We start from the raw sequence: 21,013 nt of genomic DNA, 5'->3' as shown, positions 1-21,013 counted from the left end.
TTTGCCACAGAGGCACTGAGACACAGAGAAATTTCACGAGATTCGATATAAAAATAAATTATTTGTTACAACGAACTGACGTTATTTTAGGTTTACTGTTCTCGTATTATGATACAGCGAAAAACCTCTGTGTCTCCGTGCCTCCGTGGCAATGAACTCTGTTGAGAATCGTCCGCAATCGATGAAGGCAAAAGTGTAAAAAAATATTTTTAAAAATAAAAAAAGAAATTGTTTAATCTACGAATGTCTGTAAGTTTTTTTCAGGAGTCTCTATGGAAATTTTAATAAAGTATTTAGAAGAGAATAAATTATTTTTACTTTTCTTGGTAATAGCAATTGGCTATTTTTTAGGCAAATTGAAATACAAAGGTTTTAGTTTAGGAATTGCTGCCGTTCTATTTGTAGGAATTGCGTTTGGCTCTTTGTCTGAGAAGTTAGCTTTGCCGGATACCGTCTATATTCTTGGTTTAGTTTTTTTTGTTTATACGACTGGTCTACAAGCAGGACCTGGCTTCTTTGCTAGTTTTAATAAGAAGGCGATTTCTTACAATCTACTTATGGTAGGAGTATTGACATTATCCGCTATTCTGACTGTTATCTTAGGAAAAGCATTTGGTCTAAATGCAAATATCACTTCCGGTCTTTTTGCAGGCTCTCTCACAAACACTCCAGCTCTTGCGTCTATCGTTGATACTTTAAAAAATACATATTCCAGTCTGCCTCCCGGTGAATTGAGTAAAGTGATGGGAGAGCCTATTGCCGGCTATTCAATTGCCTATCCTTATGGCGTGATTGGAGTAATTATTTCTTTTTTTGTAATCAAGAAACTTTTCAAAGTAGATGTTGAAAAAGAAAGCTCTGAGATTGCAGAAGAGCTTGGTTTCGGTGGAAAAGAATTAGAGCATAGAGATATTCAAATTACAAATCCAAATTTGTTTGGTAAAACAGTAGAATATATTTTTGCAAACAATGATTTGACCGGACTTGTAATTGCTCGAATTAAAAAGAAAGACAAAACAGAAATTGTAAATGGTGATACCGTTTTAGAAAAAGATGATATTATAACGTTAGTCGGCACAAAGCTTAGAGAGCGCACGCCTTTTTTCGGAGTGCATGATCACACTCATTTATTTGCAGATAGATCCGAGCTTGATTTCAGAAGAGTCTTTGTTTCGAGTAAAGATGTCATCGGGTATACAATCGGTAGCCTCGATCTACACACTAAATTTGAAGCAACGATTACCCGTCTCAAACGAGGAGATGCAGATATCGTTCCTTCGCCTAATACTATTTTACAAGGGGGAGATCGAATTCGAATTGTAGCAGCAAAGGAGGATATGGACAAAGTATCTAAGTTCTTTGGAGATTCCTTTCACAGTCTAACAGAGATTGATTATATTAGCATGGCGATTGGAATTGCGATTGGTCTATTTGTAGGAGAAATTCCAATTCCTCTTCCAGGTGGTGCTTCCTTTAAACTCGGTTATGCCGGCGGACCTCTCATTGTGTCTTTGATTCTAGGTTATCTAGGAAGAACAGGAAGTATTGTTTGGAGTATTTCGTATAACGCAAATTTAACTCTCAGACAAATGGGTGTTGTGTTATTTCTTTCAGGCATTGGACTCAAAGCCGGTTTTTCTTTTGGAGCAAACTTTGCTAAATACGGATTGTTGTTAGTCTTCTTGGGATTTATTATTACTACGATCAACACAGGCATAATGCTATTAGCCGGTAGAATATTCTTAAAAATTCCTTATCCACTTCTTATTGGAATTCTTTCTGGAATGCAAACGCAACCTGCTTGTATTGCCTATGCAACTGCTGAGATAAAAAATAGCGTTCCTAGTTTTGGTTACTCGCTAGTATTCCCTGTCGCTATGATTACAAAGATATTACTCGTGCAGATTATATTCAATGTTTTAAATCTAAACGGCTAATGGTAATTGTTCTATCGTGTATGTAATGATGCTCTCGCCTGCTTTAATTCTTGCGTAGAGCTCATGAAACTTTTGGTTGGGAATGGTTCCTTCTTCGTTTGCAGAGAATTCAGGTTTAAGCCTATCTAGAAAGTGCATATCAATTTGACCTTTGTTCTTTGCACTTACTTTGCCTCGATGCTCACAAACAAAAAAATCTTTTACGAGTTCATAGGTTGTCTCGGAGATATTTACTTTTCCGGGCACACTCGAAGATTCAATTCGACTCGCAATATTTACACTGTCTCCCCATACATCATAGGCAAACTTTGTTGTGCCTACGATTCCTCCAATCACAGGACCTGTATGCAGTCCAATTCGTAATTCCCATGGCATCATTGCATCCTTAGAGTTAGAATTTAATTCCTGCATTCTAAGTGCAAAGTCTCTAAATTCCATTGCAGTCAGGCAGGCATCTAGCGCATGAGTCTTGTTAGCCGTTGGAAGTCCCCCCGCGCACATATAGGAGTCGCCTATCGTTTTTAGTTTTTCGATATTGTATTTTTCACAAACAAAATCAAAGAAAGTAAAGTATCCATCTAGCTCAATTAAAAGCTGCTTGGGTAAAAGTGTCTCAGCAATCTTAGTGAAGGCAACAAAGTCAGTAAATAAGATTGTTACTGATTCATAGATAATCGGAACGACTTTGCTTGTGTTCTTTAATTCGGTTGCAATTTTAGGAGGGAGGATACTTAAGAGTAGACTCTCTGATTTATCCTTTTCGGTTTTAATGTCTTTATAAAGACTGGAATTATGAATGACACCAGCGACTTGCTCACCCAAGCTTGCGATTGTCTTTAGATGCATTTTGGTAAGACTGAGTTGAGTCGGACTAAAGAAATTTAAGATACCTATGATTTCATTTTTTACTTTGAGTGGAATTCCTACCATGGAAGAAATATTTAGATTTCCAAGAGCCTGTCTTTCTTCTTCATTTGATTTTTCAATGTCTAACTTTTTATAAAAAACCATCTTCTTAGACTTGCAGATAAAGGCAAATGCCCCTTCTTCTGTTAGGATTGGAATTTGAATTTGCATGATCTTTCTTTTTTCTTCCGGTGATACGGATTCGGGGAATTTTGCTTCTAGTAATTTCATTTTCTTTTTGTTATCATTTAAGATATGTAAAGAATAGAATTTAATTCCAAAATGGGATTCTACATAATTCATAATCTTATCCATTATGAATTTAAGCTCTAAGTTTTCATTGATGCTACGCGCCAAACTATTAATAGCCTCAATTTCTGCCTTTGCTGCTTCTGCTTCTAGCCTTGCTTTCTCAGCTCTTTCCTTTTCTAGTTCCGCTCTTCTTTTTTCTTCCTCCATTTCTTTTAGCATTCTTTCTTTTTGAATGGCTGCTGTTAATTGATTTGTGAACATGGAAATGAATTTAATCTTGTCTTTGTTTAGATGAAGGGGATGATTGAATGTTGCCAGAAAAAAGATTCCTTGAAATTCATTTCGAATTAAAACAGGAATATAGAGAGAAGAGACTAATTCTGGTTTACCGCTTCCTGTTACTTTATCTTTCTTTTTAGTGTATTTAGTTTTTGCATTTTCGATGTAGATGGTTCGTTTTCTTTTATAAGCAATATAGGCTACACCCGCTTCTCTTGACACAGGCATTCTAGCTGTTGACATAAAAGACTGAATCTCATCCGGTATATCTTTTGTAATTCCGCGATACGGATAGAATTCATTGGAATCAGAATCTAGAAAATAAAGAAAGGCAATGTTTGCACGATAGTAAGTCATGATATGAGTAAAAATCTCATCTAGCACAGAATCAATATTAGCCCCTTCTAACAGATGGATGATTAGTTCGTTTAGCTTTTCCATTTCTCCTGTTTGAATCTCTAACTTCTCCATATAAGTAACCATATTAAAAGAGCGCTCGATTATCTTCTGGTCAAAGCTCTTCTTATTGTCCTGGAGTTCCTTTAGGGTTCTATCTAATTCGGCTTTGTATTTATTTGTGTAAGTTTTGATTCTTGCAAAAGAACTAGGACCATATATAAAGAAGTGATAGGATGCTAATAGATGAAATAGAAGTAATGCCCCACTTGCATACAAATCTGAGTGAGCGGGCAGTTGTAAATTATAGATTAAAAGAACAAAGCAGGTAAGAATAGAAAAAAACGCAGTGGTAAGAATGCGAAGTATTTTTAGAGTAATGAAAGAGCTTAGAACAAAATACAAATAGGTTGTGCACACTAAAACTAGAAACTGAGAGATAATTTTGAAATTGAGTAGGAATTTCCCTATTGTGTTAGGAAGAATAATGGAAAGCGGATAAGAGTCAGACATGCCAACTAAAAAAGTAAGACAAAGTGCTGACATACCAAGAGCGATAGAAACTTTTTCCTTTATTTGAGTGATATTGTAGAAAAAAATCAATAGAAAAAGAGAAGCCAAAATCATACTGAGAAACAAATCAATATTAGACGCAGATTCTAATTGATGAAGCGTTCCCAATTCTAATTTTCCATTCAAAGTATTCTTTGTAGAATAAAAGTCAGATACTTTTAGAATGAGTTCCATTTCTTTAGGACTCATCTGAATAGGAGAAATTTCAGAGCTTATCCAGGGAATAGAGTCTAATTTTGATTTGCCCACAGTGCCGGACTTTGCAATTAGTTTTTCTTTCTCGAAAACTGCATAGGCGCTGTTAAATGATTTTGCTCGGAGATAAAGACTTGGTTCGGTTAATACTTCTGGAAGTAGTATTCTTAATTTAAAGCTCGCATAGGAAAAAGGTTTTTGACTGAGCCTAATTGTATTTCCTAAATGAAAAAATTGCTTCGGCTCGCTTGCTTGTATTTCGGATGATTCTAATTTTTCAGGAAAGACTTCCCATTCACCATCTAAGTTGACTTGACCGTCTCTAGCAAAGTCCCATTCCCTAAGATCTAAGACTCCCTCTTTCGCAACGGCAGTTTTACAGAGTTCGGGTGTCTTTATTGCTAAGCAGTTTATGCTTATCGGTATAGCTAATACTAGGAATGGCAATCTACTAAGCAAATGCAATAACCCTCCGTTAGGTGAAAAGTGGCAAGACAGTATGCTTTATAAAAAGATTGTCAAGTAAGAAATTTTATTAAATCAGGAATGCATCGTTTTTTTACCAATCTGTCCGGCACCCACCATTGTATAGAAGACCACGACGCCAGTCGGAATCAGGTAAGCCATTGCCGGTTTTAGAAAAATGCTGACACAGACTGTAGAAGTTAGGCTGATGAAAAGAGAAGAGACTAAGAGTCGAGAAGATAATTGTAGGGATAATTGGTCTTTGACCCGAACAAGTAAAAAGAGGGCGATGAGTGGTCCGAATGTAAACGAAGCAATTTTAAGTCCTACTTCCACAAGTCCTTCTGATATTTTTCCCGATAAATAATACGGAAGAAGAGAGCTGGCAAACAATACGAAACCCCACATGAGACTAATCCATTTTGATTTAAGAACACGTATATGCTCGCTTTCGGTTTTTTTCATCCAATCAAAGATTACAGACAAAGACATGGAATTGATTGAACTAGAAAGAGTGGACATCGCACTCGCAAGAATTGCAGCTACGATTAGACCGAGGATTGGAGTTGGAATATTTTCTATGATATACTTCGAGAAAATTTTATCGGGATGAATGTCTATTGATTTGTATTTATAAAAGAGTAATAGTCCTATTCCTAGAAATAAAACAAATTGAAAGAATACTAAAAAGCCAGAGCCAATGAGAGCGAGTTTACTTTCTCTTTCGGATTTACAGGCGATTAGCCGCTGAGCGAACATTTGGTCTACTCCATGTGTGCCGATAGAGAGTAGGATTCCTCCGAGTAGTCCATTGACAAGGAAATAAGGCTTCTGAAAGAAGTTAGTAGAAGTTACTCCTGTGAAATCCTGGTAGATATTCAATTTTCCAGAAGAGTAGGCTGAGTCTAAAATTTGCGGAAGACTCATACTGCTACTTAGATCATTTAGTAGATACAAAAAAGAAAAAACTCCGCCACCTACATACACAAAGAATTGTAGACTGTCTGTAATTACAACAGACTTGAATCCACCAAAGACTGTATATAAAGTTGTAATCATCGTTATAGCGAATAATGTCAATATGCCGGTAGTCTCTTCGGTCACAGTATCATGCAAGTATCCATGAAAGATGATTGCAATTGGAATGGAAGTGGCATAGAGTCGGATTCCATCTCCTAGAACTCGCGTGATTAAAAATATACTCGAGACTGATTTTTGTGTGTATTCTCCAAACTTCTCGCCGACCCATTCATATACGGAAGAATAACCACCCTTATAATACAATGGCAAAATGAAATTAGCCACAATCGCACGTCCCAAGATGTATCCAAATGCTACTTGTAAAAAACTAAAATCTCCTTTAAAACTAAGTCCCGGAATATTTAAGAAGGTGAGACTGGAAGTTTCAGTGGCTACAATCGAAAGCATGATAAAATACCAAGGCAATTCCTTGTCTGCCAGAAAGAAGCTCTTAGAAGTATCATTCTTAGAAGCATGTAAGCCTGCGAGTAATACAATGAGTAGATAAGAAACTAAAACTAAAAAATCAAGATTGGAAAATTGCATTCTAAATATCCTCAATAATGCGAACGAAAATTCATCCTTCCATATCTAAATGCTTCTTGTTTTAGTAAATGCATAATTTTTATTATAGAAGAGATAATATTTTAGAGTTGACAAATTATATGTAATATGTTACCTATTATTTAGAGTGAATTGGAAAGGAGTTTATTATGAAAATACTAAAGTCACAGGAGTTCTTAAAAATGGTTACCTTAATTGGAATTACAATGCCTTTTTCTTTCTTTGGATGCAGTGGAGTGCAAAAATCCTATATCTCCAAAGTAGAACGAGAATTTGCCACACAGCCTTTGGTTGCAGAAGAAAAGCTAACGGAAGCGGATATCAAGCATATGCCACTTCCTGTCCGAAAATATCTTGCTTATACGGGAGTCCTTGGCAAAAGTAAACTACAAAATATTCGAATTGAATTTGATGAGCTAATGTATAAAAAGCCGGATGCAAAGCCTATGATTTCTTCTTCCGAGCAATACAATTTCTTTTCCCGTCCTGCTCGCCATTTTTTTATGAAGGCGAGCATGATGGGAATTCCTTTTAGAGTTTTGCATTCCTATTCAGAAGAGAAGGCAACGATGCTTGTAAAAGTATTATCTTTCTTTACAGCGGTCGATTTATCAGGAGAGGGACTTTCTATGGCAGAAACGGTCACTGTAATAAATGACTTATGTATATTAGCCCCTGCGGGATTGATTCATAAGAGTATAAAATGGGAAGAGATTGATTCTTTTTCTTCTAAAATTATATTCGAGAATGGTAAATACAAAGTATCCGCGATTCTTTATTTTAATGAAAAAGGAGAGCTGATTAATTTTGTTTCAGATGATCGCTCTGCTTTACAAGACGATGGAACTCTAAGAAAAGCCCGTTGGTCTACTCCACTGAAAGATTATAAAGAATTCAATGGAATTAAACTACCTACTTACGGAGAGGCTATTTGGAATTACCCGGAAGGAGATTTTATTTATGGAAAATTCTATCTAAAAAAAGTGGATTATAATCTAAAGGGGTTTGTAAGTGAATAAGCGTCTGGAAAATATTAAGAATTCATTCGGTTTGCTTTTTTTTGTATCAAACCGACTCGAGACAATCATTGATCGTTATTTATCAGAACATGATTTGACAACTAAACAATTTTTTCTTTCACTTGTTTTAATTCAGCACAAAGATAGAAAGCCTTCTCTTACATTAGGGGAGGCGAGTGCCTTCATGGGAACGAGCAGGCAAAATGTAAAGCAACTTGCTCTAAAATTACAAGAGCGAGGGTTCTGTAAAATTACAACAGATAAAGTCGATCGCAGGATTCTCAGATTATCTATTACAAAAAAGAATACTGATTTCTGGAATGAAATTGATTTACAGAATGTAAAATTTCTATATAAAATCTTTCAAGATATTGACGATTCTACCCTGGAGCATTTTTCTTCTGGATTAAAAACTCTTTTTTCAACAATCGAGAAAATGGAAGAGGAAGAGTCTTAGCTTGTTAACTTGCATTTAGGGAAAATCATTGTTACTCTGTAAAAGTTAGTTTATACTATCTAACATTTTTTTCATATCATCAAATACATTATTGGAGCCGAGTAAGATGATTTTCCATTTTTCATTTCTACGCACTGCAAATCCCGCAAAGCATTTTCCGGCGAGCTTTGTAGTGCCAGTTTTGCCGAATATGCGAAAGTCTTTATAGCTTGGCATTTCATTTGTAGTAGTCAGGTTTTGCAATCTACCACTTCGTTCTTGAATAGAATAACTGGTAGTAGAAAGAATTTCTAAAAGCACTGTGTTTTGTTCTACCATGTCTAGAATTTTTGAAATGTCTTCTACGGAAGATTTCGAAAGTGGAGACAAACCAAACGTATCCCCGAAACTCGTCTTAGTAAGTTTCTTTTCTTTTGCCCATTGGTTCATCTTCAGAATAAAATTTTCGGGACTACCAGAAACGTCAGTCGCTAGACTAATTGCGGAAACGTTAGTGGAAGAGACTAGCATAGTTAGAAGCAAATCTTTTTCTGTATAGAATTCTCCTTCCTTAAGGACGGCACTCTTATCACCTTCATTTCTAAGGACGGTGCTTTTGGAAATTTTGACATAGTCGGTCATTTTTCTTTCACTGGAAGAAATTAAAGCTGTAACAAGTTTTGTAATGCTAGCAATGGGTAGAATAATCCCAATGTCTTTTTGATAAAGCAGCTTTGTTGAGTTTATGTCTTGCAGTAAATATGATTTTGCGGATAGTTCTAATTTTTTATCTGCATAGGAATTGTTTGAAATTAATAGAATCATTAAAAAAATTAAATATTTCATGGCTCATTCTCATAATTCTTTACCACAAATCTAGACAATCTATTTTTTTGTTTACAAATTAGCTTTTTCGTATATAATCTTTTGTGATGAAATTTCTTACCAATATCTGCTAAGTTTAAATAGCGAATTGCTCGAGGCAAAATGAAAACAAATTTGAGTAAAATATTTACAGCGCTAATAGTATGCATTGGATATTTATTACTTGTTTCCTTTGTTCAATCCTGCAAATTCAATGGAAGTCCAAAGTTCTGGGGAATGCTTCCACTGCCGCCCGTCCCACCTCCTTTAGCTCAGATTATAATTGAGCCGTCTACGCAAAGCCTCACTACTACAGAAGCCGGCGGAAGCATTAGCTATAAAGTTTCTATCAATAAAAAACCAAAGGACGATGTTCTCTTAAGTATTTCTGTTTCTGATACAATAGAGGTTAAGTTGGATAAGCCCTTACTTACATTTACGACGGCTAATTGGGATCAGGCGCAGACATTTACCATAACAGGTCAGGATGATTTATTTGTAGATGGGAATAAAGCCTATACATTGAGCCTGAGTCCTTCTCAGAGTTTGGATTCTGAGTTTGCAAAGTTGACCATTGCTCCTTATAGTCTGCAAAATCTAGACGATGATGTCGCAGGAATTGCTACTACTTATACAGGTGGATTACTTACCTCGGAGGCAGGGGCTAATTTTAGTTTTACCGTAGTTCTGCGAAGTGTTCCTTCTTCGAGCGTCACAATCCCTACTATTACTAGCACGAATACTAGTGAAGGAACTGTCAGTCCTTCTACTCTTACATTTACAACGGCTAATTGGAATGTGCCGCAGACTGTGATTGTAACAGGCGTTGATGATTTACTAGATGACGGAAACCAATCTTACAGTATTGTATTCAGAGCAGCGGTTAGCTCGGATTCTGTTTACAATAATTATGCAGCTTCCAGTTTAGCCTTTGTGAATGCGGACAATGAATCTTTTGGCATAACAGTAACTCCCACTACCGGATTAGTTACGAATGAGACAGGTGGAACAGCAAACTTCTCTGTAGTCTTAAACAATGCGAGCACTTCAAATGTTACGATTCCAATTTCATCGAGCAATACTGCCGAGGGAATTCCTGATACTTCCAGTCTAGTCTTCACGCCGGCTACTTGGAATATACCGCAAGTTGTAACGGTTACTGGTGTGAATGATTTTATTCAGGATGGAAGTATTTCTTATACTATTGTAATCGGGGCAGCGACTAGTGCCAATTCAAATTACAATGGACTAGATCCATCCGATGTATCCGTAGTCAACACTGACAATGACGCGGGTGGGTATACAATTGTTGCCACCAATGGACTCACTGTAACAGATGGAGGACAGATTGCTGCAATGTTTACAATTAAATTAAACACACAGCCGACTTCTTCTGTTACCATTCCGATTTCATCGAGTAATACAGGAGAAGGAACAGTAAGTCCTTCTAGCGTTACATTTACACCGGCTAATTGGAGTAATACTCAGACGATAACAATCAGCGGTGTCTCCGATGGAGGATCAGATGGAAATAAGTCTTTTAATATCGTATTGTCATTGCCTTCTACTTCTGATAGCGTATACGCTGCATTAGACCCGGCAGACCAGTCTGCCAATAGTTGTGACAATGATTCCGGTGCTGCCATTGTATATGTTTGTCGCACTAGCTCAAATCCATATACAAATGAAAGCGGAAATACGGCACAATACTTTGTAATTCTTGCTACTGATCCTGGAGAGGATGTTACAATTCCTATAACGAGTAGTGATACGTCAGAGGCTACTGTCAATTCACCGCTGATCATCAATAGCTCAAATTGGAATCAGTTTCTTGTAACCAATAGGATAACCGTGACAGGTGTGAATGATGCTTTGTATGATGGAGACATTTCCTATAACGTCTTACTTGGAGTAGCTTCTACAACGAGTATGACGGGCAGTTACCATGGATATAATCCCGTGGACATCAATGGATTAATCAACTATGACAACGAAACCTATTTCACAGTATCCACCATCAGTGGAAATACTTCCGAATCGGGAACGACAGCAACATTTTCCATTGTCCTTCCGGCTTGGAGTAATCCAGCATTTAACGTAACTATTGGAATTTCCTCGAATAATACAGGAGAAGGGACAGTAAGCCCTGCGAGTCTTGTTTTTACATCGGCTAACTTCACTAATCCGCAAGTAGTCACAGTAACAGGAATAGATGATTTGTTTGCTGATGGAAATAAATCTTTTTCCATTATTACTGCTAGTGCTGTGAGCGCGGATACTCGATTCAATGGAAGAAATCCTAGTGATGTAAGTGTAACTAATACAGATGCAGGAGAGAAGAGGGTATTTATATCGAATACTGCATCAAAAGGAAATCTAGGAGGAATTGTAGGTGCAGACGCCATTTGTAATTCCGATGCAAATAAGCCATCTATAGCGCCTAACGTGTATAAAGCACTTCTGGTATTGGGGGCTACTCGTCGTGGCTCTGCTACGGCTAATACCGGGGATTCGCAGGTGGATTGGGTATTTGCGGCAAATACCCGTTATTTCCGTTCCAATGGGACAACGCAAATTTTTATGACAAATGCAAATTCCATTTTTCCATACGGAACTCTTACGAATTCATTTGATTCTGCAAATTCTGATTATTGGACAGGGATGAATTCAGATTGGACAAATAGTTTGAATATATGTGGCTCATGGAACTCTGCGAGTGGCGCATCAAATGGAACACAAGGAAATTCTCTCGCAACAGATGGCACTAGTATAAGCTTTGGATCAGCGAATTGCGACAATACTTTCAATCTAGTTTGCGTTCAGCAGTAATATTTATTTCCCTCATGCTAGGCATTTTAAATTGATTGCCAAAATCAAAACACCGACTATAATGCCCTGAAAACAAACTGCCATGAATCGCTCCTTATACAGAATTCTATTCTTTTTAATCGTATTTTACAGTTTTCTGAGCTGTAAATCGGATGGAGCTTTGCCTAAAATCTTTGGGTCAATGCCAATGCCTCAAACGCCTAACGTTCCTGCCAAATTCGTTGTTTCTCCTACTTCCTCTCTTAGCACAAGTGAAACAGGAACAAGCGTTAAAATTAGCGTTAGTTTAAATAGGGCTCCAACTGCTGACGTACTAATTAAAACAATTAGTCTTTCTGATCCTCTTGAGGATACTATTGATAAGACGACACTTACCTTCACGGATAAAAACTGGGATGTTGCCCAAGTTCTGACAATTGTAGGCGTAGATGACTTAGTTTTCGATGGGAACAAAGTTTCAACGTTGACATTCTCTGCTAGCACAAGCACAGATAAAGAGTTTGATGGGCTACTCATTGATAGCCTCTCTATTACGAATGCGGATAATGATACGCTTGGAATTGTAACAGGTTCTACTACCGGACTCATCACCTCCGAGACAGGAACTACCGCAAGTTTTACGGTAGTCCTAACAAGCCAACCCACATCCCCCGTTGTCCTACCTTCGATTACCAGTTCCAATACAGCAGAGGGCACTGTAAGTCCAAGCACTATAACCTTTACTGCGGCTAATTGGAATGTTCCCCAAACCATAACAGCAACGGGAGTTGATGATTTATTGAGTGATGGAAGTCAAACCTACCAAATTCAATTTTCGGCTGTATCGAGCTCTGATCCTAATTATAATGGTCAAGTTTTGAATACCGTTTCCGTTACAAACACAGATGATGAAACGTTTGGAGTCACAGTCTCTGCTATTAGTGGAGCTACAACGGAAGCCGGTGGAACGGCTACTTTTAATGTAGTTTTAAATACTGCTAGCACCTCTCCTGTTACAATTCCAATTTCTTCCGGTAATACTGCCGAAGGAACAATTAGTCCTTCTAGTTTAACCTTCACACCGGCTAATTGGAATGTGCCGCAAGTGGTGACGGTCACAGGTGTTGATGATTTTATTCAAGATGGAAATATATCTTATACGATTCATCTAGGACCCTGTTCTAGTTCCAATTCAAATTACCAGGGGCTTGTTCCTTCAAGTGTAACTGTTACAAACAATGACGATGATACTGCGGGTTATATCATTACTCCTTCAGCGGCAACTTTAATGGTATCAGATGGTGGTCAATTGACTTCAAGTATTTCGATTAGCCTCACATCTCAGCCAACAGCCACAGTCACGATTCCGATTTCAAGCACTTTGCCTGGTGAAGTCTCTTTTAGTTCGACGAGTGTCACATTTACTGCAAGCAATTGGAATATAGCTCAAATCGTCACATTAACAGGAGTCATGGATAATGCAACCGATGGCAATCAATCCTTCACAGTTACTCTATCTCTTCCTACCACAACTGATTCAGTTTATGCAGCTCTAGATCCAGCAGACCAAAATGGAGGAAGCTGCGATAATGATGCGGTAGGCGTAAAGATTGTTGCTTGTAGAGCGGTTAACAATCCGTCTACTTCAGAGAATGGTGACACTGCTAGCTACTATATTATCCTGGCTCAAGCACCAACGGCTAATGTTACTATACCTGTATCTAGCTCGAATGCAGGAGAGGGGACTGTTTCTACTGCGAGTGTAGTTATGACCGCGGCTAACTGGAATCAGTTCCTCCCCTCTAATCTAATCACTGTAACTGGTGTAAATGATGCGTTATACGACGGGGACATTACCTTTTCAGTTGTCCTTGGGGCAGCTACAAGCGGAGATACTTTTTTTAATGGAGAGAATCCTGCCGATTTTACTTTGGTGAACGCGGACAACGAGGTTTACTTTACTGTATCCGCAATCACTGGAAACACTTCTGAAACTGGAACGGCTCGAACTTTTACAATAGTGCTTCCTTCTCTTCCAACGGGTAATGTCACATTTACGCTATCGTCTTCGAATACCGCCGAGGGCATTATTACAATTCCTGCTAGTGGCAATATTACCTTTACAGCGGGTAATTGGAATATAGCGCAAACAATAACAGTGACTGGAGTAAATGACAATGTTGCTGATGGAAATCAAACTTTTAATATTGATAGCACCTCTGCTACGAGTGCAGATTTAAGATACAATGGAAAGACACCTGCTAGTGTAAGTGTTACTAATTTGGATGCAGGTGAGAAGAGGACATTTATTACTTCTACGCCAACCAATGGAATCTTGGGAGGAATTGCTGGAGCAGATGCTATTTGCAATGCAGACCCTGCGAAGCCGGGAATTACGCCTAACGTCTATAAAGCTTTGATCGCAGTCAATGGGACGCGATCAGGAGCACCACTTGTGTCATGGGTTCTTGCGGCTACTACTAAGTATTTTCGAGCGGATGGAACGACTCTAATATTTACATCCTCTGGAACGAGCGTATTCGCTTTTGGAACTCTTACCAATGCATTTTCTGGCACAAATTATTGGACGGGTATGACAAATACATGGGCAGCAAGCGGGAATACTTGCTCTAATTGGACTTCGTCGGCAGGGACAGGTGCAGATGGAGACGGTACTTTGACCTCTTTTAGTAGCATTGCTCAGTCTGTTCCGCTTTGCAGTTTAACCCGATATCTAGTTTGTGTTCAGCAATAGTTTCATTTTGCGCGGAAAATAATTTCAGGACACCCTATGTGACCGCTGAGCGCAAATAAAAAAAAGTATGACTTAAAGCTAAACTAAGAAAGTCTGTCCTTAGAAAGCGAGTATACATGAAACGAATCAGCATTGGACTAATAGGCGCGGGGACGGTAGGTTCCGGCTTAATTGAAATTTTACATTCCCAGCAAAAGCAAATTCTAGAAAGATCTGGAATTGAACTTAATTTAACACAGGTCTGTGACACAGACCCGACACGTGTGCCTTCTTATTTTAGAGGTGAGATTGTCTCTGATTACAAAAAAATTACAGAGAATCCGAATAACGATATTGTCGTAGAGCTTGTAGGAGGAACTGGAATTGCCTATGAAATTGTAAAGTCTGCTCTTTCCAATTCCAAAACAGTGGTTACTGCTAATAAGGCGCTTCTTTCTGAGAAAGGTAGCGAATTATTTCAACTCGCTGAAGACAAGAATGTTGAAGTCGGATACGAAGCAAGCGTCGGTGGTGCAATCCCTGTTATCCGCTCTATAAAGTCAGGACTTGTTGCAAATGACTTTTTGTCAATGTATGGAATCTTAAACGGAACTACAAATTATATTCTCACCAAAATGGAAGAGGAGGATATGGATTATGCAGATGCTCTGAGACAAGCACAGGAGTTAGGCTTTGCTGAAAAGGATCCTACCTTCGACGTAGAAGGAATTGACGCAGCCCACAAACTTTCTATTCTAATCGGAATTGCATTTAACAAGAAGATAAAAATAAGCGACATTCACATTGAAGGAATATCTAAGCTTTCTAAAGCAGAGATTCATTCAGCAAAACTCTTAGGACTTAGAATAAAACTTCTAGGTGTGTGTAAAAGAATAGGCGAGCATTTAGAAGCAAGAGTGGAGCCAACTATGATACCACTTGATCATCCAATTGCGAGTGTTCGAAACGAAATGAATGCAATTTATTTCGAAACCAGTTTTTCAGGACCTTCGATGCTCCTCGGAAAAGGTGCCGGCTCTTTACCGACTGCATCTGCGATTATTTCTGATTTAGTTTATTATGGTTCAAGAAGAACTCAGTCTACTTTATTTAGAGAGCAAAATATTTTTACGGAAGGAAGCCTTCTACCAGCAGGTGAAAATCGTGCGCGTTATTATTTGCGATTCAAAACTGTAGATAAGCCCGGAGTCCTGGGTGAGATTACGAGCATAATCGGTCGTAACCTCGTTTCCATTTCTTCTATGAGACAAAATGAATCTAACGGTGAGCCAGTTGAACTGATCATTATTACGCATGAGGCGATGGAGAAGGATGTCCGTCATTCTCTTTTGGAAATTGATAAGCGAACAGATATTATAAAAGGAAAATCGATCATGATTCGTTTAGAGGATTTAATTTGAATCGGAGCACTATTTCAAGTCACAGGGTTGATTTAACCAAGGAGCATTTGGATATTTTCCTTGAAACAGAAACTCATTTGGAAACATATGAGACTTCTAGTGAGAAAATGGATGAACTTTTACTTCGAAAAAAAATTTTATGTAGCAAGAAAAATCCACATAGAAAACTTTACTTAGATTACGAAGGATATTTGTCGCAAGACAGAGGTTTCGTGAAAATTCTATGGAAAGGGTTTTATATAACAAAGATGAATGTTTTTCCAGATGAAATTAAAATGAGTTTGGTAGACAATCAGAATTTGGTTTTGGAGTTTTAAATACAATCAGATGAGACGCAATGCAAAGTGGGAGCTATGAGAGAAATTAATTTCGAATCGTTAATCGTTAGAGAAAAGATTGAAGTGGTAAATGATAGTAAGCTTCAAATATTGTCTTTTGTCGGTCAGATCAATCAAAACAATTCCTATAGCATTTCTGATAATATTAATTCTTTTTTTGAATCGGGAACATTTGATACGATTCTAGATTTATCCAATTTAGTTTATATAAATAGCATTGGTCTGGCTTCCATACTCGCGATCATAAAAAAAACAGAAGAGCATTCAGGTAGACTCGTTATAGGTGGCATCAATCCCAAGATTCAAATCATCATCCAGCTTCTAGATCTTACAAACCAAGTTGAAATCTATTCCTCAGTAGAAAAAGCTTTAGAATCTTGGTAAATAGATCGAACTAAAAAAAAATTCTAGTAATTTTTCATATATATTTCTCTAATGAAATAGCTTTTCCTAAGAAGAGCCTAGAATAAGTTAAAGAGATAATTATGAAAATAGATCAGTATTTGTATGAGAGTAATTCTTCCAAGGAGGCAGACGTTAGGGGTAATCCTTCTAGTCAGTTAGTTTTACTTTTTGGATCACGGGAAATGTTTGAGCGTAAAGAGTTATTCTTAGACGTTCGAAAAAAATATCCTAATTCATTTCTATTTGGATGCACTACCTCCGGCGAAATATTTCAAAATAGTGTCTATGATTCTACATTAACTGTTACTGCTATTGAGTTTGAGCACACGAAATTAGAGCAAAGAGCGACTACTCTAAGTCAGTGGAAGAATAGTTATGAAGCAGGAAAACACTTAGCTGATTCCTTAAATAAAAACGGACTCTCTCATGTTTTCGTTTTATCCGATGGAATTGTTGTAAATGGAAGCGAACTGACTCTGGGGATAAGTGAGAATTTGCCACAAGGCGTTGGCTTAACTGGTGGCTTATCGGGAGATGCCGCTCGATTTCAAAAAACCTATGTGCTTGTAAATGATACACCTGTAGAAGGTGCGATAAGCGTTATAGGCTTTTATGGAGATAGATTGCAAGTAGGTACGGCATCTCTGGGCGGATGGGATATTTTCGGACCCGAGAGAAAAATTACTCGCTCCAAAAATAACGTATTATTTGAACTAGATGGAGAGCCAGTCTTACAGCTTTATAAAAAATACTTAGGAGACGCAGCAAAGGAATTGCCTGGTTCTGCATTGCGATTTCCTTTAAATCTAAGAATCGGTGGTTCTGATAGTGGTCTTGTGCGGACTATTCTTGGAATGAATGAGGAGGAAGGGAGTTTGACTTTTGCTGGTGACATGCCTGAAGGTGCCTTTACAAATCTAATGAAAGCAAATTTTGATCGGCTAATCGATGGAGCCTCAGGTGCTGCTTCTACTACGAGTAAACGAAACAAAGATACTAGTCCAGAACTTGCCATACTCATTAGCTGTGTTGGTCGAAAATTAGTGTTAGATCAAAGAGTAGAAGAAGAAATTGAAGCAGTGCGCGAAGTATATGGGGCTAATACAATATTAACCGGCTTTTATTCGTATGGAGAAATTTCGCCATTTACTCCTGATGCAAAATGTGAATTGCACAACCAAACTATGACGATCACTACACTCTCCGAAAAGTAAAAAATGGATTCACTGCATAGCCTACTAAAACGTCAAATGAAAAAGTTTTTGACGACTACATCGGAGCAGTTCTTTGAGGATAATCAAAAATTTGTTCAAGCTATTGATGAGGCATACAATCGATTTGACGCAGATCGCTTAATGATAGAAAGATCTTTAGAATTAACGTCTAAAGAACTAATTGAAAAAAATAAATCACTCTTAAGTTATATTGAAAAATTGAATTATATAGCTTACCATGATACGCTCACTCATCTATACAACCGAGCTTTTCTAACTGACAAATTGGATATGAGCATTGCGAATCAAAAAAAAAATCCATCGAAAGTATTTGCTGTTTTGTTTTTGGATTTGGATCGTTTTAAACTAATCAACGATGCGATGGGGCATAGTGTAGGAGATAAACTCTTAGGGAAAATCGCAACCCGTTTGACAGAATTTTCCTCTAATACAGTCACGATTGTAAGACTTGGAAGCGATGAGTTTGTAGTTTTAGTTGAGACAATAGAATCAGAACAAGAGGTTTTGTTTCTTGCGGAAAATATCAATAAGTCGCTCAAACACTCTTTTCATGTTGATTATCACGAACTCTTTATAAGCGTTAGTATCGGGATTGCCTTTTCTAGTCAGGGCTACGAAAATTCTAGTGACATTTTGCGAGACGCGGATACTGCGATGTATAACGCGAAAAAAAAAGGTAGGGGTCGCTTTCAAGTCTTCGATAAGTCTATGCATAATTATGCGGCGACACTCGTTGAACTCGAATCAAACTTGCGACAGGCAATTTTGAATAACGAATTCATACTCTACTATCAACCAATTATAAATACTGTAAACGATACCGTTAGTGGGTTTGAAGCTTTAATCCGTTGGAATCATCCCAAAAAAGGATTTATTTCTCCTGCTGATTTTATTCCGATTGCAGAAGAGACTGGGATGATTAACGTAATCGGCGAGTGGGTAATTCACACGGCAGCAGTGATGGCTATGCGGTTACAGTCTATTTGCCCGAAGGTATATATATCCGTAAATCTATCCTTTGTTCAGTTTAGAGAAAAGAATATTGCTGAGGTGATTAAAAATATACTTCAAGAAACAAAACTTTCACCGGAGTTGCTCTACATTGAATTAACGGAAAGTAATATTATGGAAAATGTAGCGAGTGGATTGGAAATACTGAATAAATTGCGTGATATTGGTGTTTTCCTTTCTCTAGATGATTTTGGAACCGGGTATTCTTCTTTGAGTTATCTGAAAAAATTTCCCATCCACAATCTAAAGATAGACAAGAGTTTTGTTAGAGACTTAGAAAAGGGAAAACAAGACCAAGAAATTGTAAAAGCAATTATCGCAGTAGCGCATAGTCTTGGTTTAACCGTGACGGCGGAGGGAATCGAAAATGAAAACCAATCCGCATTTCTTAAGTCTTTTTCCTGTGATAGGCAGCAGGGGTATTTCTTCAGTAAGCCGCTGCCACCTGACCAAGCCATTGAGTATTTAAATAAGAAATTAAATTAAATCTTCGCCTGACACAAACTGAATCTAACTACGCAGTGTGTTTTGGTAAAGAGTCACGGAGAGCTTTGGAATTTCTCTTTATTCATTTAATCTCTGTGGCGCAAACATCTCCCATGCAGTTGGGTTTTTCTTCTGGTTTCTTCATCAGCTTCAGATTGATTGTAAAATCATATAATTTACAACCTAAACAAATTCCAAAGGCAGTTTCCATAAACAGCAAAGCAAGACAGACCAAGCAAAGGAAACAGACTGGTTCGAAATACGAAACATCACTGAGTAAAAATAGAGACAATATAAAAATGCAGGAAGATAAAATTAGCCCAAGACTCCATGCAAATCTTTTTTGAATTGCACCAATAAAGAGAGGTGATTGCTTTTGGACAAACATATAGGAAATAAACACAGTCGGAGCGAACTTTGGATTGATGAACAATCCAATAAGAAAATTCAGAACAAGAAATCCAGAGATGTAAGGCAATACTTCATACCGTTTAATAATAAATCCATTGATAAACGCAATCGTTGCAAGTAACAACATGATCCCCGCACTTCCCCGCATCTGTCTTTCATCCAATACCTTATAACTTTTTCCATTTGTGTATTCTCCGAAACTTATGATCTCCATGGAACATCCTCCTTTATTTAAATTATCTTTCTAGCGCCTTACGGCTATTCGACTGTAACCTTTAAAGTATCTGGAATAATTGGTGTTTATCCTTGTCTTAATGCATTAACCATCTTTCTGCATCAAGAGCAGCCATACAACCGGAGCCGGCGGCAGAGATTGCTTGTCGATAGATTCTGTCTTGGACGTCTCCTGCGGCAAACACGCCTTTGACGCTAGTGCGAGTAGAACCCGGATGCGTTTTGATATAACCAACTTCATCTAGCTCTAAGAACTCTTTAAAAATTTCTGTGTTCGGTGTGTGACCGATTGCGTAGAAGAGTCCGCCTACAGGAAGAGTCTTGGTTGATCCATTGACTGTGTCTTTGAGGGTAATTGCATTTAGCCCACCAGCACCACCAATCGCTTCATCTACTGTGCTATTCCATACCATTTGAATCTTTGGATGATTGATTGCTCTGTCTTGCATGACTTGAGAAGCACGGAGTTTGTCTCTTCTGTGAATGAGATAAACTTTAGAGGCAAACTTTGTTAAGTGAGTTGCTTCTTCTACTGCGGAGTCTCCTCCTCCAATCACGGCGAGTTCTTTGTTACGAAAAATAGGAAGCGCTCCGTCACAAACTGCACAAGCGGAAATTCCTCTTTGCCAGTAGTCGTGCTCTCCTTTGATGTTCATTCTCTTCGCTGTTGCGCCTGTCGCAATGATAACAGCTTCTGCTTCACATTCTTCTTCTTCGGTGTAGATTTTAAAAGGATGAACGTTGAAGTTTACTTTGGTGACTGTCTGGGTAATGATGGTTGTTCCATACTTTGCGGATTGTTCGCGGAATAACTGTGTTAGCTTCGTGCCGTCAATTCCTTCGGGAAAGCCGGGAAAATTTTCGATCTCGGTTGTAGTGGTTAATTGTCCACCAGCCGCCACTCCACCTGCCATGAATCCTTCATACATAACTGGATTTAAGTTTGCTCTTGCTGCGTAGATTGCTGCTGTGTGACCTGCCGGACCTGAGCCGATGATGATGATTTTATGTGCCATTGATAACT

At 38.0% G+C, this 21,013-nt stretch carries 15 protein-coding genes; 10 read left to right on the top strand and 5 right to left on the bottom strand.

The genetic code is table 11. The features are described 5' to 3' along the window. Positions 1 to 272: 272 nt before the first annotated feature. On the top strand, positions 273 to 1,937 hold the full coding sequence (locus tag IPH52_19110) for a transporter (GenBank protein ID MBK7057113.1): 1,665 nt from the start codon (positions 273 to 275) through the stop codon (positions 1,935 to 1,937). Here IPH52_19110 and IPH52_19105 read toward each other — a convergent pair. Continuing rightward, positions 1,926 to 4,997: a GAF domain-containing protein gene (locus tag IPH52_19105; GenBank protein ID MBK7057112.1), complete on the bottom strand. Its 3,072-nt coding sequence runs from the start codon at positions 4,995 to 4,997 to the stop codon at positions 1,926 to 1,928. The two genes, IPH52_19110 and IPH52_19105, sit on opposite strands and share 12 nt — an antisense overlap. 81 nt (positions 4,998 to 5,078) lie before the next feature. Next, on the bottom strand, positions 5,079 to 6,569 hold the full coding sequence (locus tag IPH52_19100; protein MBK7057111.1) for a sodium:solute symporter: 1,491 nt from the start codon (positions 6,567 to 6,569) through the stop codon (positions 5,079 to 5,081). A gap of 167 nt (positions 6,570 to 6,736) precedes the next feature. Between IPH52_19100 and IPH52_19095 the strand changes: the two genes are divergently transcribed. Both IPH52_19095 and IPH52_19090 read left to right on the top strand, forming a co-directional pair. Next, complete coding sequence (locus IPH52_19095) at positions 6,737 to 7,606, top strand: hypothetical protein (GenBank protein ID MBK7057110.1); 870 nt, start codon at positions 6,737 to 6,739, stop codon at positions 7,604 to 7,606. After that, positions 7,599 to 8,063, top strand: a complete 465-nt coding sequence (locus IPH52_19090; GenBank protein MBK7057109.1) for a MarR family transcriptional regulator — start codon at positions 7,599 to 7,601, stop codon at positions 8,061 to 8,063. The genes IPH52_19095 and IPH52_19090 overlap by 8 nt, the downstream gene beginning before the upstream one ends. Before the next feature lie 45 nt (positions 8,064 to 8,108). Here the strand turns inward: IPH52_19090 and IPH52_19085 are convergent, their stop codons facing one another. Beyond that, positions 8,109 to 8,888 carry a D-alanyl-D-alanine carboxypeptidase gene (locus tag IPH52_19085; protein ID MBK7057108.1) on the bottom strand — a complete coding sequence of 260 codons (780 nt, stop codon included), beginning with the start codon at positions 8,886 to 8,888 and terminating at the stop codon, positions 8,109 to 8,111. Between the two features lie 141 nt (positions 8,889 to 9,029). Here IPH52_19085 and IPH52_19080 point away from each other — a divergent pair, with 141 nt between their 5' ends. From IPH52_19080 to IPH52_19050, 7 genes are all read left to right on the top strand, one after another. Beyond that, complete coding sequence (locus IPH52_19080; protein MBK7057107.1) at positions 9,030 to 11,735, top strand: DUF1554 domain-containing protein; 2,706 nt, start codon at positions 9,030 to 9,032, stop codon at positions 11,733 to 11,735. Positions 11,736 to 11,817: 82 nt separating this feature from the next. Next, positions 11,818 to 14,469, top strand: a complete 2,652-nt coding sequence (locus IPH52_19075; protein ID MBK7057106.1) for a DUF1554 domain-containing protein — start codon at positions 11,818 to 11,820, stop codon at positions 14,467 to 14,469. A 116-nt stretch (positions 14,470 to 14,585) separates the two neighbouring features. Continuing rightward, the gene (locus tag IPH52_19070) at positions 14,586 to 15,869 is read left to right on the top strand and encodes a homoserine dehydrogenase (GenBank protein ID MBK7057105.1); all 1,284 of its coding nucleotides are present in this window, start codon (positions 14,586 to 14,588) and stop codon (positions 15,867 to 15,869) included. A 47-nt stretch (positions 15,870 to 15,916) separates the two neighbouring features. Beyond that, positions 15,917 to 16,186 (top strand): hypothetical protein, encoded by a 270-nt coding sequence (locus tag IPH52_19065; protein ID MBK7057104.1) that lies wholly within the window; start codon positions 15,917 to 15,919, stop codon positions 16,184 to 16,186. Positions 16,187 to 16,222: 36 nt separating this feature from the next. Next, positions 16,223 to 16,591: an STAS domain-containing protein gene (locus IPH52_19060; GenBank protein MBK7057103.1), complete on the top strand. Its 369-nt coding sequence runs from the start codon at positions 16,223 to 16,225 to the stop codon at positions 16,589 to 16,591. A 101-nt stretch (positions 16,592 to 16,692) separates the two neighbouring features. Continuing rightward, positions 16,693 to 17,826 carry an FIST C-terminal domain-containing protein gene (locus IPH52_19055; protein ID MBK7057102.1) on the top strand — a complete coding sequence of 378 codons (1,134 nt, stop codon included), beginning with the start codon at positions 16,693 to 16,695 and terminating at the stop codon, positions 17,824 to 17,826. 36 nt (positions 17,827 to 17,862) lie between these two features. Further along, on the top strand, positions 17,863 to 19,344 hold the full coding sequence (locus IPH52_19050; GenBank protein MBK7057101.1) for an EAL domain-containing protein: 1,482 nt from the start codon (positions 17,863 to 17,865) through the stop codon (positions 19,342 to 19,344). A gap of 82 nt (positions 19,345 to 19,426) precedes the next feature. Here the strand turns inward: IPH52_19050 and IPH52_19045 are convergent, their stop codons facing one another. After that, positions 19,427 to 19,969: a DUF4395 domain-containing protein gene (locus tag IPH52_19045; GenBank protein ID MBK7057100.1), complete on the bottom strand. Its 543-nt coding sequence runs from the start codon at positions 19,967 to 19,969 to the stop codon at positions 19,427 to 19,429. Between the two features lie 97 nt (positions 19,970 to 20,066). After that, the gene (gene trxB / locus IPH52_19040; GenBank protein MBK7057099.1) at positions 20,067 to 21,005 is read right to left on the bottom strand and encodes a thioredoxin-disulfide reductase; all 939 of its coding nucleotides are present in this window, start codon (positions 21,003 to 21,005) and stop codon (positions 20,067 to 20,069) included. Between the last annotated feature and the right edge of the window lie 8 nt (positions 21,006 to 21,013).

The sequence above is a fragment of the Leptospiraceae bacterium genome, from assembly GCA_016708435.1.
Lineage (GTDB): Bacteria > Spirochaetota > Leptospiria > Leptospirales > Leptospiraceae > UBA2033.
The sequence above is the reverse complement of the archived record's forward strand: the minus strand, read 5'-3'. Positions and strand labels throughout refer to the sequence as shown.

Excerpts from the sequence above, each read along its gene's own strand:
- IPH52_19110 (MBK7057113.1), top strand. The coding sequence starts at position 273 with ATGGAAATTTTAATAAAGTATTTAGAAGAGAATAAATTATTTTTACTT.
- IPH52_19100 (MBK7057111.1), bottom strand. The coding sequence starts at position 6,569 with ATGCAATTTTCCAATCTTGATTTTTTAGTTTTAGTTTCTTATCTACTC.
- IPH52_19095 (MBK7057110.1), top strand. The coding sequence starts at position 6,737 with ATGAAAATACTAAAGTCACAGGAGTTCTTAAAAATGGTTACCTTAATT.
- IPH52_19085 (MBK7057108.1), bottom strand. The coding sequence starts at position 8,888 with ATGAAATATTTAATTTTTTTAATGATTCTATTAATTTCAAACAATTCC.
- IPH52_19080 (MBK7057107.1), top strand. The coding sequence starts at position 9,030 with ATGAAAACAAATTTGAGTAAAATATTTACAGCGCTAATAGTATGCATT.
- IPH52_19075 (MBK7057106.1), top strand. The coding sequence starts at position 11,818 with ATGAATCGCTCCTTATACAGAATTCTATTCTTTTTAATCGTATTTTAC.
- IPH52_19070 (MBK7057105.1), top strand. The coding sequence starts at position 14,586 with ATGAAACGAATCAGCATTGGACTAATAGGCGCGGGGACGGTAGGTTCC.
- IPH52_19060 (MBK7057103.1), top strand. The coding sequence starts at position 16,223 with ATGAGAGAAATTAATTTCGAATCGTTAATCGTTAGAGAAAAGATTGAA.
- IPH52_19055 (MBK7057102.1), top strand. The coding sequence starts at position 16,693 with ATGAAAATAGATCAGTATTTGTATGAGAGTAATTCTTCCAAGGAGGCA.
- IPH52_19050 (MBK7057101.1), top strand. The coding sequence starts at position 17,863 with ATGAAAAAGTTTTTGACGACTACATCGGAGCAGTTCTTTGAGGATAAT.
- IPH52_19045 (MBK7057100.1), bottom strand. The coding sequence starts at position 19,969 with ATGGAGATCATAAGTTTCGGAGAATACACAAATGGAAAAAGTTATAAG.
- trxB (MBK7057099.1), bottom strand. The coding sequence starts at position 21,005 with ATGGCACATAAAATCATCATCATCGGCTCAGGTCCGGCAGGTCACACA.